10 protein-coding genes and 1 pseudogene are annotated in these 13011 nt (G+C 66.8%); 7 read left to right on the top strand and 4 right to left on the bottom strand.

The features are described 5' to 3' along the window. The first annotated feature begins 22 nt into the window (after positions 1–22). On the top strand, positions 23–2944 hold the full coding sequence (gene fdhF / locus QCE62_RS11690) for a formate dehydrogenase subunit alpha (RefSeq protein WP_309917920.1): 2922 nt from the start codon (positions 23–25) through the stop codon (positions 2942–2944). Positions 2945–2971: 27 nt separating this feature from the next. Next, positions 2972–3088, top strand: a pseudogene (locus QCE62_RS11695) (formate dehydrogenase subunit delta); the annotation flags it as partial. Here QCE62_RS11695 and QCE62_RS11700 read toward each other — a convergent pair. The 3 genes from QCE62_RS11700 to QCE62_RS11710 all read right to left on the bottom strand — a co-directional run bounded on the left by QCE62_RS11700 (position 3043) and on the right by QCE62_RS11710 (position 6412). Next, positions 3043–4962 carry an FAD-dependent monooxygenase gene (locus QCE62_RS11700; RefSeq protein ID WP_309917923.1) on the bottom strand — a complete coding sequence of 640 codons (1920 nt, stop codon included), beginning with the start codon at positions 4960–4962 and terminating at the stop codon, positions 3043–3045. The pseudogene QCE62_RS11695 and the gene QCE62_RS11700 overlap by 46 nt on opposite strands. A gap of 80 nt (positions 4963–5042) precedes the next feature. Then, on the bottom strand, positions 5043–6047 hold the full coding sequence (locus QCE62_RS11705) for a cation diffusion facilitator family transporter (protein WP_309917928.1): 1005 nt from the start codon (positions 6045–6047) through the stop codon (positions 5043–5045). A 23-nt stretch (positions 6048–6070) separates the two neighbouring features. Further along, positions 6071–6412 carry a metalloregulator ArsR/SmtB family transcription factor gene (locus QCE62_RS11710; protein ID WP_309917930.1) on the bottom strand — a complete coding sequence of 114 codons (342 nt, stop codon included), beginning with the start codon at positions 6410–6412 and terminating at the stop codon, positions 6071–6073. Between the two features lie 143 nt (positions 6413–6555). Between QCE62_RS11710 and QCE62_RS11715 the strand changes: the two genes are divergently transcribed. Further along, on the top strand, positions 6556–8406 hold the full coding sequence (locus QCE62_RS11715; RefSeq protein WP_309917934.1) for a tetratricopeptide repeat protein: 1851 nt from the start codon (positions 6556–6558) through the stop codon (positions 8404–8406). A gap of 21 nt (positions 8407–8427) precedes the next feature. Next, complete coding sequence (locus tag QCE62_RS11720) at positions 8428–8991, top strand: pyridoxamine 5'-phosphate oxidase family protein (protein ID WP_309917939.1); 564 nt, start codon at positions 8428–8430, stop codon at positions 8989–8991. A gap of 6 nt (positions 8992–8997) precedes the next feature. Here the strand turns inward: QCE62_RS11720 and QCE62_RS11725 are convergent, their stop codons facing one another. Continuing rightward, the gene (locus QCE62_RS11725; protein WP_309809363.1) at positions 8998–10293 is read right to left on the bottom strand and encodes an MFS transporter; all 1296 of its coding nucleotides are present in this window, start codon (positions 10291–10293) and stop codon (positions 8998–9000) included. A gap of 272 nt (positions 10294–10565) precedes the next feature. Between QCE62_RS11725 and QCE62_RS11730 the strand changes: the two genes are divergently transcribed. From QCE62_RS11730 to QCE62_RS11740, 3 genes are all read left to right on the top strand, one after another. Beyond that, entirely contained in the window at positions 10566–11060 is a 495-nt protein-coding gene (locus tag QCE62_RS11730) for a GNAT family N-acetyltransferase (protein ID WP_309917942.1), read from the top strand. A 208-nt stretch (positions 11061–11268) separates the two neighbouring features. Next, positions 11269–12162, top strand: coding sequence for a hypothetical protein (locus QCE62_RS11735; protein ID WP_309917944.1), 894 nt, complete (start codon positions 11269–11271; stop codon positions 12160–12162). Positions 12163–12238: 76 nt separating this feature from the next. Next, positions 12239–13006 (top strand): DUF2968 domain-containing protein, encoded by a 768-nt coding sequence (locus QCE62_RS11740; RefSeq protein WP_309917946.1) that lies wholly within the window; start codon positions 12239–12241, stop codon positions 13004–13006. The last annotated feature ends 5 nt before the right edge of the window (positions 13007–13011 follow it).

The following is a 13011-nucleotide window of genomic DNA, read 5'->3' on the forward strand; positions in this document are numbered from 1 at the left end:
CGAACAGAAGGAGACAAAGACAATGTCCAATACCATCAACGGCTGCGGTTCCGGCAATTGCGCGTGCAAGAGCGCGGCATCGGTGCAGCGCCGCGACCCGTTCGACGAAACCGACTACGGCACGCCGCTGCGTCATGCCGATGTCGACGTGACGCTGGAGATCGACGGCGAAAGCGTGACGGTGCCCGCGGGCACGTCCGTGATGCGCGCGGCGATCGAAGCCGGCGTCAACGTACCGAAGCTGTGCGCCACCGATTCGCTCGAACCGTGGGGTTCGTGCCGCCTGTGCCTGGTCGAGATCGAGGGCAAGCGCGGCTATCCGGCGTCGTGCACGACGCCCGTGGAAGCCGGCATGAAGGTCCGCACGCAAAGCGACAAGCTGCAATCGCTGCGTCGCAACGTGATGGAGCTCTATATCTCCGATCACCCGCTCGACTGCCTCACCTGCCCCGCCAACGGCGACTGCGAACTGCAGGACATGGCGGGCGTGGTCGGACTGCGCGAAGTGCGCTACGGCTACGAAGGCGCGAATCACCTGAAGGACAAGAAGGACGAGTCGAACCCGTACTTCACCTATGACCCGTCGAAGTGCATCGTCTGCAACCGCTGCGTGCGGGCGTGCGAAGAGACACAAGGCACCTTTGCGCTGACCATCGCCGGACGCGGCTTCGAGTCGCGCGTCGCGGCAAGCGAGAACGTGCCGTTCATGGAGTCCGAATGCGTGTCGTGCGGCGCCTGCGTGGCCGCCTGCCCGACCGCGACGCTGCAGGAAAAGAGCGTCATCATGCTGGGCCAGGCGGAACACTCGGCGATCACGACGTGCGCGTATTGCGGCGTCGGCTGCTCGCTGAAGGCGGAGATGAAGGGCAACACCGTCGTGCGCATGACGCCGAACAAGAACGGCCAGGCGAACGAAGGCCACGCCTGCGTGAAGGGCCGCTTCGCGTGGGGCTACGCGACGCACAAGGACCGCATCAAGAAGCCGATGATCCGCGCGAAGATCACCGATCCGTGGCGCGAAGTCTCGTGGGAAGAAGCGCTCAACTACGCGGCGAGCGAATTCCGCCGCATCCAGGACAAGTACGGGCGCGACAGCATCGGCGGGATTACTTCGTCGCGCTGCACGAACGAAGAAACCTATCTCGTCCAGAAGCTCGTGCGCGCCGCGTTCGGCAACAACAACGTGGACACCTGCGCGCGCGTCTGCCACTCGCCGACCGGCTACGGTCTCAAGTCCACGCTCGGCGAATCCGCCGGCACGCAGACCTTTGCGTCGGTCGAGCAGTCGGATGTGATCATCGTGATGGGCGCGAATCCGACCGACGGCCATCCGGTCTTCGGCTCGCGTCTGAAGCGCCGCGTGCGTGAAGGCGCGAAGCTGATCGTGATCGATCCGCGCCGCATCGATATCGTCGATACGCCGCACGTGAAGGCGCAGTACCACCTGCAGTTGCGTCCCGGCACGAACGTCGCGATGGTCAACTCGCTGGCTCACGTGATCGTCACCGAAGGCCTGCTGAAGGACGATTTCATCGCCGAACGCTGCGAGCCGCGCGCCTTCGGTCAATGGCGTGACTTCGTGGCGCGCGAGGAGAATTCGCCCGAGGCGATGGAAGCGACCACCGGCGTGCCGGCACAGCAAGTCCGCGAAGCCGCGCGCATCTATGCGCTCGGCGGCAACGGCGCGATCTACTACGGCCTTGGCGTCACCGAGCACGCGCAAGGCTCGACGACCGTCATGGGCATCGCCAACCTCGCGATGGCGACGGGCAACATCGGCCGGGAAGGCGTCGGCGTGAATCCGCTGCGCGGCCAGAACAACGTGCAGGGCTCGTGCGACATGGGTTCGTTCCCGCACGAGCTGCCGGGCTATCGCCATATCGGCGATGCCGCCACGCGCGCGCTGTTCGAGGAAGCCTGGAACGTGAAGCTGCAGGACGAACCGGGGCTGCGCATTCCCAACATGTTCGATGCCGCGATGCACGGCACCTTCATGGGCCTGTACTGCCAGGGCGAGGACATCGTGCAGTCGGATCCGAACACGCAGCATGTGGCGGACGCGCTCTCGTCGATGGAATGCATCGTCGTGCAGGACATCTTCCTCAACGAGACCGCCAAGTACGCGCACGTGCTGCTGCCGGGCTCGACCTTCCTGGAAAAGGACGGCACCTTCACCAACGCGGAACGCCGCATTTCGCGCGTGCGCAAGGTGATGCCGCCGCTCGCCGGCTTCTCGGACTGGGAAGTGACCATCAAGCTGTCGCGCGCGCTCGGCTACGAGATGAACTACACGAATCCGTCCGAGATCATGGACGAGATTGCGCGTCTCACGCCGACCTTCCACGGCGTGTCCTACGAACGCCTCGACGAACTGGGCAGCATCCAGTGGCCGTGCAACGAACGCGCGCCGGACGGCACGCCGACCATGCACATCGACGAGTTCGTGCGCGGCAAGGGCCGCTTCGTCATCACGAAGTTCGTCGCGACGCCGGAGAAGGTCACGCGCAAGTATCCGCTGCTGCTGACCACGGGGCGCATCCTGTCGCAGTACAACGTCGGCGCGCAGACGCGGCGCACCGAGAATTCGCAATGGCACGACGAGGACCGTCTCGAGATCCACCCGGTGGATGCGGAAGATCGCGGCATCCGGGAAGACGACTGGGTGGGCATCGAGTCGCGCGCCGGGCAGACCGTGTTGCGCGCGAAGATCTCGGAGCGCATGCAGCCGGGCGTCGTGTACACGACCTTCCACTTCCCGGAATCGGGCGCGAACGTCATCACGACGGACTCCTCCGACTGGGCCACCAACTGTCCGGAGTACAAGGTGACGGCGGTGCAGGTGCTGCCGGTCGAGCAGCCGTCGCAATGGCAGAAGGACTATTCGCGCTTCAACACGCAGCAGCTCGAACTGCTGAACCTCGCCACCACCACATCAGGAAAATAACGCATGGACGTCGACAACCTGATCGAGATGGCGAACCGCATCGGCGAATTCTTCGATTCGATGCCGGACCGCGCCGAAGCCGTCGATGGCGTGGCGGATCACATCCGCCGCTTCTGGGAGCCGCGCATGCGGCTCGCGATTCTCGCCGCGCTGGACAATCCGGAAGCCAGCGCCACGATGGAGCCGATCCTGCGCGAGGCCTTGACACTGCACAAGCAGGACCTGCAACCGAAGACCGCGCCGGCCTGATCCGATACGCCTGAGCACCAAGCCCTGCACCGCAGGGGTTTTTTAATCCTCGTGCGGCGCAGGCCGCTCGACGCTCGTGTCCTGCGCGCCAACCAGGTTTCGCAGTGACGCAGCAGCGCGGGCACATCGGACGGCGCGCGGCCGCGCGCGGCGATATAACCGTCCGGACGCACCAGATAGAACGCCGGACGCGTGCGCCCGTACTGGTCGGTGAGCGACTGCGCGCCCTCGCCGCTCGTGTCGGTGATGCGCCACACGCGCACGGCGTTCGGCAGGATCGCGTCGATGGCCTTCGCCAGGCCGTCGAGGTCCGGGTCGCGCATCGCGTGCGCGACGGTGATCGTGGCGGGCGCCAGCGCGATATCGTCCTCGCCGCTCGGATTCACGAGCAGGAACAGCGAGAAGCAGCCCGGATCGTGCAGGTCGAACAGACAGCCGACGCCCGGCAGACGCCCGAGCGGACCGTCGATCACATGCACGCGCGCATCGGGCGCACGCTCGCCCGCGCGCGGACCGCCATCGAGCAGACGCTCCAGCGTCAGCGGACTCTTGCGATAGTTGATGGACAGCTCGCTCACCGTGCGCCGCATCGCGTCGCGCAACGGGCCGATCGCGGCAAGCGCGGGCATCACGTGATCGCGCATCAGCTTCATCGGACCGTGCTCCGCGCCGGCCATCTGCGTGAGCAGGTTCGATTGCCGCAGCACGTCGCGCTCGATCGGATGCCGCTCCGCGTGATAGCTGTCCAGCAGCCGCTCGGGCGCGCCGCCCGCGAGCATCCGCGCGATCTTCCAGCCGAGATTGAGCGCTTCCTGGATGCCGGTGTTCATGCCTTGCGCGCCGGCCGGGCTGTGGACATGCGCGGCATCGCCGGCAAGAAACACGCGCTCCACGCGCAGACGGTCGACCATGCGGCTGTTCAAATGAAAGTACGACGACCACGTCAGGTTCGAGAGCGTCATCTTGTGATGCACGCGGCGCGCGACGAGCGCGCGGCATTCATCGAGCGTCGGACCGGTCTTCGTGCTGTCGGCCTTGATGGCATCGGCGACGGGCGCGGGCAGGTCGGCGATCAGGCGTGCGCGCTCGCCGCCCAGCGGAAAGAGCGCGGCGAGTCCTTCGCCCGAGGCGAAGATATGGAACTCGTCGTCGGGCCAGTCGACGTCCACCTGGAGATCCGCCAGCAGGTAAGTCTGGTCGAAGGTCTTGCCGTCGAAGCCGATGCCCAGCCGATGCCGCACGAAGCTGTGCGCGCCGTCGGCCGCGATCAGGTAGGACGGGCGCAGCAGTTCGTCGCGCCCGTTGGGATGCCGCAGCGTGGCCTGCACCCCCGCGGAGCCCTGCGAGAAATCGATCAGTTCCACGCCGCGCTCGATCTCGACATGAAAGCCCTTCAGATGCTCGGTGAGGAGACGCTCGGTCTCGGTCTGGTCGAGAAACAGCAGATACGGATAGCGGGTCTGCAACGGATCGAAGTCGAGGCGCGCGAGGCGCTGCCCGTTCGAATAGAGATTGGCGACCCGCGCGCGATGACCGAGTTCGAGGAACGGCGCAACGGTGCGATGCTGCTCGAAGAGTTCGAGCGTGCGGGCCTGGATGCCGATGGCGCGCGAATACGGCAGCGGCTGCCGCGCCTTGTCGACGAGTCTCACCGGGATATGCGCGCGCGAAAGACTCATGGCGGCGGCGAGGCCCGTCGGACCGGCGCCCGCGATCAGGACGGGCGCCACGTCCAGCTTGTCGTTCGGATTCAGCTTTGGCGCGTACATGCGGTCCTCCGTGAAACGTCACGGCGTCTAGTGTACGCCCGCCTCCTGCGCGGCCGCTGCGGGTTGCGGCACGCGCAGGATCAATGCTCGTGCCCGCGCTCCTCGAGAATGCACGCATGGCAGGCCATGCCGAACTCGACCTGCACGGTTGCATGATGCATCGAATAGTCGCGGCGCAAGGTGCTGACGACGCCCTGCACGAACGCATCGCCGGGATGGCCTTGCGGCATCACGAGATGCACGGTCAGCGCGTTCTCGGTCGTGGAGAGCGCCCACACGTGGAGATCGTGCACGTCGCTCACGCCCGGCAGTTGCACCAGATAAGTCCGGATGCGCGTCACGTCGACGCCCGGCGGGACGGCGGCCATGGCGAGCCGCATCGCGTCGCGTCCGAGGCCCCAGGTGCCGTAGACGATCACCGCGACCACGATCAGGCTCATCAGCGGGTCGAGCCAGCTCCAGCCGGTGAACAGGATGACGAGGCCGCTCACCGCGACGGCGGCGGAAATGGCGGCATCGGCGGCCATGTGCATGAAGGCGCCGCGCACGTTGAGGTCGTCCTTGCTGCCGCGCATGAAGAGCCATGCCGAGAAGCCGTTGACGACCATGCCGAGCGTCGCGACGACGAACACGTCGAGGCCCGCGACGGGCGCCGGATGGATGAGCCGCTGGATGGCTTCCAGCACGATCGCGCCGCACGCGAACAACAGCAGCGCCGCGTTGGCGAGCGACGCGAGGATCGACGAGCTGCCAAGTCCGAAGGTATAGCGCGCGCTCGGCTGGCGCGTGCCGAGCCAGACGGCGGCCCATGCGAGCAGCAGGCCGAGGACATCGGAGAGATTGTGGCCGGCGTCGGCGAGCAGTGCGGTGGAGTGAGCGAGGAAGCCGTAGATCGCCTGCACGACGACGATCAGCACGTTCAGTCCGACCGCCAGCGCGAAGCTGCGGCCCTGCCCCGCCTGCGGCGCGTGGTGATGATGATGACCGCCCGGGCCATGGGCATGTGAATGACCGTGGCCTTCGTGCTTGTGGTCGTGGTCGTGGTCGTGCCTGTGATCGTGTTCGTCGTGTCGATGCGTATCCATCGCGATGCTCTTCGTTGGTTGATTCAATCGAGATCGGCGGCTTCCGGCTGCGGCTCGGCGACGTGTTCCAGCAATTCGCCGAGCATCGCGCTGATGTGGCGGTCGGCGGCCACGTAGAAGACCTGCTTGCCCTGGCGTTCGGCCCGCACGATGCGCGCCGCGCGCAACAGCCGCAAATGGTGGCTCACCAGCGACGCCGACAGTCCCAGTCCCTGCGCGATGGCCCCCACCGCCCGTTTCTGCTCGACGCACGCCAGCACGATGCGCAGTCGCGTGGGATCGCCCAGCAGGCGGAACAGGTCGGCCAGCGGCACGACCCGTTCGTCGGAGGTGATTTCGCCGGGAGCAATGAACGGTGCGGACATGGCAAGCTCAAACAAACATATGAACAGGTATTCATATGTTAAGCGCCATTATCGCCGATGGTCAACCGTGCTTTTGGAAAACCGGGGCCGCCGGTGTGGGAAAATACGAGGTTTGTATTTCCGGCCTGTGTCTCTTTTCCTTCATGGACACCGTTTTCGCCCGCGGTTTCGCGGCCCATCGTGACGGCCGCCTGACCGACGCGGAGCGCGACTATCAAGCCGCGCTCGCCGCCGAACCCCATCACGTCGACGCGCTCCACTACCTCGGCGTGCTGCGCCATCAGCAAGGCCAGCACGCGGAGGCGGCCGAGCTCGTGCGCCGCGCCGTGGACCTGCGCCCGACCGACGCGGGCCTGCAGCTGAACCTCGGCAACGCGCTGAAGGCGCTCGGCCGGCTCGACGACGCCATCGAGCGCTTCCGCAATGCGCTGACGCTCGCGCCCGGTTTTCCGCTCGCGCAATACAACCTCGGCAATGCCTACACGGCGGCGGGCCGTCATGAAGACGCCGCCGATGCCTTCGAGAAAGCGCTGCGCCTGCGTCCCGACGACGCCGCCGCCTGGAACAACTTCGGCAATGCGCTGTCGGCGCTGCGGCGCTTCAAGGACGCGGCGCAGGCGTTCCGGCGCGCGCTCGTCCTGCGCCCGCGCCACGCGGGGGCGCACAACAATCTCGGCATGGCGCTGAACGCGCTCGGCGATACGCCCGGGGCCATCGAACACTTTCGCGCGGCGCTCGATGTCGAACCGAACTACGTCGCCGCGCACTTCAATCTTGGCAATCTGCTCGATGCGAACGGCAATCCTGCCGACGCGCTGCCCGTCCTGCGTCACGCCGTCGGCTTGCAGCCGCGCTTCGCGCCCGGACATTTCGGGCTGGGTCATGCGCTCGCCCGCCTCGGGCGTCATGAAGAAGCCGTGCCGCACTTCGAGCGCGCGGTCGGGCTCGATCCGAAATACGGCGTCGCGTGGCTGTCGCTCGGCAATGCGCATCTGGCGCGCGGCGCGCATCAAGCGGCATTGCGCGCCTTCGATCAGGCGTTGCGGCTCGACGCCGGCATGCCTGCCGCGCAACTGAACCGCGCGCTCGCCCTGCTGGCGACGGGCGACTATGCGCGCGGCCTGCCGGCCTACGAGGCGCGTCTGGAGACGGCCGGGAGCGAGCCCGCGCCGGCGCTGCCGCGCTGGCACGGCGAACCGATGCCGGGGCGTACGCTGCTGGTTCGCGCCGAACAGGGTTTCGGCGACACGTTGCAGTTCGTGCGCTTCGTGCCGTTCGCGGCGCAGCGGGTCGGCAGGCTCGTGCTGGAGGTGCAGCCCGCGCTCGCGCCGCTGCTGGCGCCCGCGGCCAAGGCCGCGCGCGTCGAGTTGCGAAGCCGCGCCGACGACGCGCCCTCACGCGCGGACGCCTTCTGTCCGCTGCTGAGCCTGCCGCATGCGCTCGGCGTCGCGTCGCTGGACGCGGTGCCCGCGCGCACGCCCTACCTCGTCGTGCCGGCGGACTACCGGCGCAAATGGCGCGGCTCGCTCGGCGGGCAGCACAAGCGCAAGATCGGCATAGCGTGGTCCGGACGGATGCAGCCGGGCGAAACGCGCTCGGCGCCCGTGGAAGCGCTCGCGCCGCTGCTCGCGCTCGCGGATGTCGACTGGATCGTGTTGCAGCCGTTCCTCACCCCGCATGAGCGCGCCGTGCTGCGCGCGCATCCGAATGCAAAGGCCATTTACGACTTCGAAGGCCGCCTGGAGAATTTCGCGGACACGGGCGCGATCGTCGACCGGCTGGACGCGGTGGTGTCTGTGGATACGTCGGTGGCCCACCTCGCGGGCGCGCTCGGCAAACCGCTGTGGGTGATGCTGGCGCATGCCGCCGACTGGCGCTGGGGCATCGATGCCGACCGCTGTGCGTGGTATCCCGCCGCGCGGCTGGTGCGCCAGCGTGCGCCGGGCGCCTGGCGCGAGATGATCGAAAACATTGCGACGGCGCTGCGGGACTGACCACGCACCGGAAGATCACGGATGGATGAGATTCTCGACGAAATCTGGACCCTGCTCGACTCGGGCGCGAACGCCGGCGCGCAGCGCTCGCCCTTCACGATGCTCCAGGCCGCGACGCACGGGCTGGACGGCACGCCCGCCGTGCGCACCGTGGTGCTGCGGCGCACGTGTCGCGCGCAGCGCTCGCTCATGTTTCACACCGACTTGCGGTCGACAAAAGTCGCCGAGTTGCGACGCGATGCGCGCATTGCGCTCATCGGTTGCGATATGGACGCCGGCAAGCAGCTGCGGCTGACGGGCACGGCACGCATCGTCGAGGATCCGCGCGACACCCGGCCCGTATGGGAAGCCAGCCGGCCGCGCACGCTGATTGTCTATCGCGCGCCGGTTGCGCCCGGCACGCCGGTGTCCACGCCTGCCGAAGCGCATCCGGACCCCGCCACGACGGATGGCTTCGAGCATTTCTGCCTGATCGAGATCGCCGTATCAGGCATCGACTATCTTCATCTGGCGCCGGAAGGACACGTCCGGGCGCGCTTCCACTTCGATGCAGGAAGCTGGCGCGGCCAGTGGCTCGCGCCCTGACTGCGCTCAGGCCGTCTTGTACTGGTTGCGCGCTTCCGGCGAGCGATACAGCACGCATGTCGCAATCAGCCCGCACACGGCGGCGAGTCCCATCCACAGGCCCGGCGCGGCCTTGTTGCCGGTGACATGGATCAGATACGTGGAGATGGCCGGCGTGAAGCCGCCGATGGTCGTCGCAAGGCTATAGGCCATCGAGAAGCCGGTGGTGCGCACCTCGACCGGCATGACTTCGGTGAGCGCGACGACCATCGCGCCGTTGTAGCTGCCGTACAGGAACGAGAGCCACAGTTCGCACAGCAGCAGGCGCATGAAGGACGGATCCGCCACCAGCCACTGCACCACCGGATACGACGTGAGAATGGTGAGGATCGTGAATACCAGCAGCACCGGCCGGCGTCCCACGCGATCCGACAGGGCGCCCATCACCGGCAGCCACACCAGGTTCGAAATGCCGACGCACACGGTGACGACGAGCGCATCGATCGACGAGAGCTTCAGCACTTCCTTGCCGAAGGTCGGCGTGTAGGCGGTGATCATGTAGAACGACACGGTGGTCATGATGACCATGCCCATGCCGGCCAGCACGATGCCCCAGTTCTGCGCGATCGAACGGGCGATCTGGCCCATGCTCGGACGATGCTTGCGCGCGAGGAACTCTTCCGTTTCACGCAGCGAACGGCGAATGATGAACAGGAACGGCACGATCAGGCAGCCGATCAGGAACGGCACGCGCCAGCCCCATGCGGTCATCTGGTCGGCGGGCAGCAGCCGGTTCATGATCACGCCGATGAGCGCGGCGAACACCACCGCCACTTGCTGGCTGCCGGACTGCCAGGAGCAATAGAAGCCCTTGTTGCCCTTGGTCGCGATCTCGGACAGGTACACCGACACCCCGCCCAGCTCCACGCCGGCCGAGAAGCCTTGCAGCAGGCGTCCGCCGAGCACGATGATCGGCGCCAGCGCGCCGATGGTGGCATAGCCCGGCACCAGCGCGACGCAGGCGGTGCCGACCGCCATCAGCCCGAGCGTCAGGATCAGGCCTTTGCGGCGGCCATGATGATCGATGTACGCGCCGAGCACGATGGCGCCCACGGGACGCATCAGGAAGCCCGCACCGAACACGGAGAGCGCGAGCATCAGTGAGGCAAACTCGTTGCCGCTCGGAAAATAGGTCTTGGCGATGGCCGAGGCGTAATAGCCGTAGACCATGAAGTCATACATCTCAAGGAAGTTTCCGCTGACGACGCGAAACACCGACTTGAACTTTGATTCGTTGGCTGGAGCGACGTGGGCTGTGGACATGAACGTTCTCGACAATCGTGAGATGAGCGCGACGGGCCTCGCGGTGCGCGGTTCAGCGACCTGCGCAGGATCCGTACAGGGACGGATGGCGGCGCGCCGTGCTGACCGGGAGGATAAGGCTTCGTTGTTATGGTTGCGGCGACCTCAATCTTAACGCTTGCGCCTTGACGGCTGCATAGAACAGCGCCTAATTTCGTTCAAATTACATTAAAACTAGCTTACATATGCCTAACGTAAAACCGACAGTCGAGATGCCGCGGCCGCAACCCGTCATGCGCGACGCCACCCTCGGCGATCACGATCTCATCACATCGATGCACGTACGCAGCTGGATGTCGGTCTATCGCGGCATCCTGCCGGACTCATACCTCGATCGCGAGATGCAGGCGGAACGCGCCGCGCATTGGGCAACGCGCCTGCCGGAGCTGACGCAAGGCGCGGGCCGCGTAGTGATCGCCCTGCATGACGACGAGGCGGTCGGCTTCACCTGTCTGATCGAACCCGACGAGCACGGCAGCGTGCTCGTCGACAACCTGCACGCGCTGCCGGAGCACAAGGGTCTCGGCACGGGCACCGCGATGCTTGCCGAAGCCATCCGCTGGGCGCGCGAGCGCGGCGCGCGGCAACTGCACCTGTCCGTGCTGGAGGACAATGCCGCGGCGATCGGCTTCTATGAATCGCGCGGCTGGCGACGCGAGGCGCGCGAAGCCGACCACTTGGCGGGCATCGACCTGTTCTGCTTCCGCTACGTCTTCCCTCTCGACTGAGGCTCGCGGCGCCAGCCAGAAACGCACGCGGTTTTCCACTGGCGCCAGTGAAATTAGGAATGCTCTGGTCGCGGGAAGGAAATCCGTTTCGTATGATTGCCGGTCGAAAATTCGGCTTGTCCGCCCGCGCGACTAGGCCGTTTTCCGCGCCATCAGGGTCGATGCATTCCGCTGCTGCCCGCGTGCGGCGCATGTCTGTGGAATCTCGATGAGCGAACCGTTGATCGTTGTGGAAGGCGAACTGCGTCTGCCGACGGTGCGCCCGCTGCCGGACCCCGCGCTGGACTTCGGCGTCGCATGGACGCTCGCCCGCGCGCGTCCGGTTCAGTCGCCGTTCGAGATCGCGCTGTATGCGGCACGGTTCAAGACCGCTTATCTGCCGGCGTTCCGTCTGTCCGATTCCACTTCGCGTTATCGCGCGGTCAGCCTGTGGAGCGTGTTCGCGCACGGCGAACTGCCGCGCGCCATCCTCGACCTGCTCGACAGCCAGCGCGCCCGCGCGCGCGCGGAAGAAGCGCCGGTGGATCCGCTACGCCTGAGCGCGCCGATCCATGCGGGACTTGGAGCGGCGCGCCGGGGCATGTCGCGCGCCGCGCAGATCCTGACCGGCGTGGCGATCTCCGTCGGCGCGCTGTTGCTGCTGTGGTTTCTGTTCGGCAACGAGCCAGCCGCGCCGGGCGCGATGCCGGCTGTGCCCTTGGCGGAAGCTGCACGGTTCGGGCCGACAGAGAAACCGTCCACCCCTTCCGCTCTTGCGCCGCCGGCGGCGGTCGAACCAGCCGTGGCCGCTCCAGCACGCGCTATTGAGCCGGAAGCGCCTGCCGACGTCTCACGGCCCACGCCGCAAGAACCGGTGGCGGCGGTTCCCGGCCGCACTACCGTCGCGCCGGAAGCGGATCGGGCGCGTGCCGTCAAGGTGAAACGTTCGCGGCTCGAGCGCACGGAAGCGCCTCGCAAGACGGTGCGGATGAAGCCTGCCCGACCCGGCGCGATGAATGTGCACTCGCTGTATGCCTTGCTGCAGCACTCGCCGACGCTCGACAGCAACGCCCCCGCACCTGACGCACGCGATGCCGGCGAGGGAGGCGCGGCAGCGGATTAACCACGACGAACAACCGAGGATGCACGTCAGGAAGCAGCGAACCCGTCCGATCAACCTTTTCGGCCCGAACGCCAACATGAAGCAATCCAGACCCATCCGTCACACGACGCTCACGCTCGCGCTGTCCCTCTGCCTCTGCGGGACGCTCGCGCCGTTCGCGATTGCGTCCGCTGCTTCGAGCCAGCCCAGGACCGCTGCGACTGCGCCGCGCCCGGGTCCCGGTGCGGACGCCCGCACCGCGGACAATGCCGACAACGACGCTTCCAGTCCGGCAAGCGACCCGCGTGCGCCGCGTGCTGAAGGCAACATCGCCGAACTGCAAAGCCTGGTGCAGGCGGGCAGCCTCACCGAGCTGCGCGCCACCCGCAACGGCAGCTATGGCGCGAAGCTGTTCTTCCTCGCGCAGGAGATGCTGTACTACGTGGCGTTGTCGCAGGACGACCGCTGGTGGCGCGTGGTGAAGACGCAGGACGCGGGGCGCGCCGATTCGGTCTATGCGGAGTTCGCGCGCAAAAGCTTCTCGCTTGCGGAAGGCGAAATCCGCCGCATTCAGCTGACGGCGCAAAAGGCGTTGCTCGACCGGGTGATCGCCAAATCGGCGGATCGCGCGAACCGGCTCTCCGCCGATCTCGTGCTCGCGCAACAGCAGGACTCGCAGGTGTCGCAGCGTCAGCAGCAGTTGCAGGTCGAAGCCGCAACCTTGCAGAGCGACAAGCTCGAAGCCGAACGCAAGCTGCGCGCATTGCAGATGCAGGTGGACCAGTTGCAGCGCGCGACCGAAGCCGGGCTGGGCACGTCGAATACGGCGGCCGCGCGCCGATGGTCGGATAAGGCGGCGGACTGAGCGTC

Origin of the sequence: Caballeronia sp. LZ033 (assembly GCF_031451265.1) — a bacterium.
In the GTDB taxonomy this organism is placed as follows: Bacteria; Pseudomonadota; Gammaproteobacteria; order Burkholderiales; family Burkholderiaceae; genus Caballeronia.

Excerpts from the sequence above, each read along its gene's own strand:
- fdhF (WP_309917920.1), top strand. The coding sequence starts at position 23 with ATGTCCAATACCATCAACGGCTGCGGTTCCGGCAATTGCGCGTGCAAG.
- QCE62_RS11700 (WP_309917923.1), bottom strand. The coding sequence starts at position 4,962 with ATGTACGCGCCAAAGCTGAATCCGAACGACAAGCTGGACGTGGCGCCC.
- QCE62_RS11705 (WP_309917928.1), bottom strand. The coding sequence starts at position 6,047 with ATGGATACGCATCGACACGACGAACACGATCACAGGCACGACCACGAC.
- QCE62_RS11710 (WP_309917930.1), bottom strand. The coding sequence starts at position 6,412 with ATGTCCGCACCGTTCATTGCTCCCGGCGAAATCACCTCCGACGAACGG.
- QCE62_RS11715 (WP_309917934.1), top strand. The coding sequence starts at position 6,556 with ATGGACACCGTTTTCGCCCGCGGTTTCGCGGCCCATCGTGACGGCCGC.
- QCE62_RS11720 (WP_309917939.1), top strand. The coding sequence starts at position 8,428 with ATGGATGAGATTCTCGACGAAATCTGGACCCTGCTCGACTCGGGCGCG.
- QCE62_RS11725 (WP_309809363.1), bottom strand. The coding sequence starts at position 10,293 with ATGTCCACAGCCCACGTCGCTCCAGCCAACGAATCAAAGTTCAAGTCG.
- QCE62_RS11730 (WP_309917942.1), top strand. The coding sequence starts at position 10,566 with ATGCGCGACGCCACCCTCGGCGATCACGATCTCATCACATCGATGCAC.
- QCE62_RS11735 (WP_309917944.1), top strand. The coding sequence starts at position 11,269 with ATGAGCGAACCGTTGATCGTTGTGGAAGGCGAACTGCGTCTGCCGACG.
- QCE62_RS11740 (WP_309917946.1), top strand. The coding sequence starts at position 12,239 with ATGAAGCAATCCAGACCCATCCGTCACACGACGCTCACGCTCGCGCTG.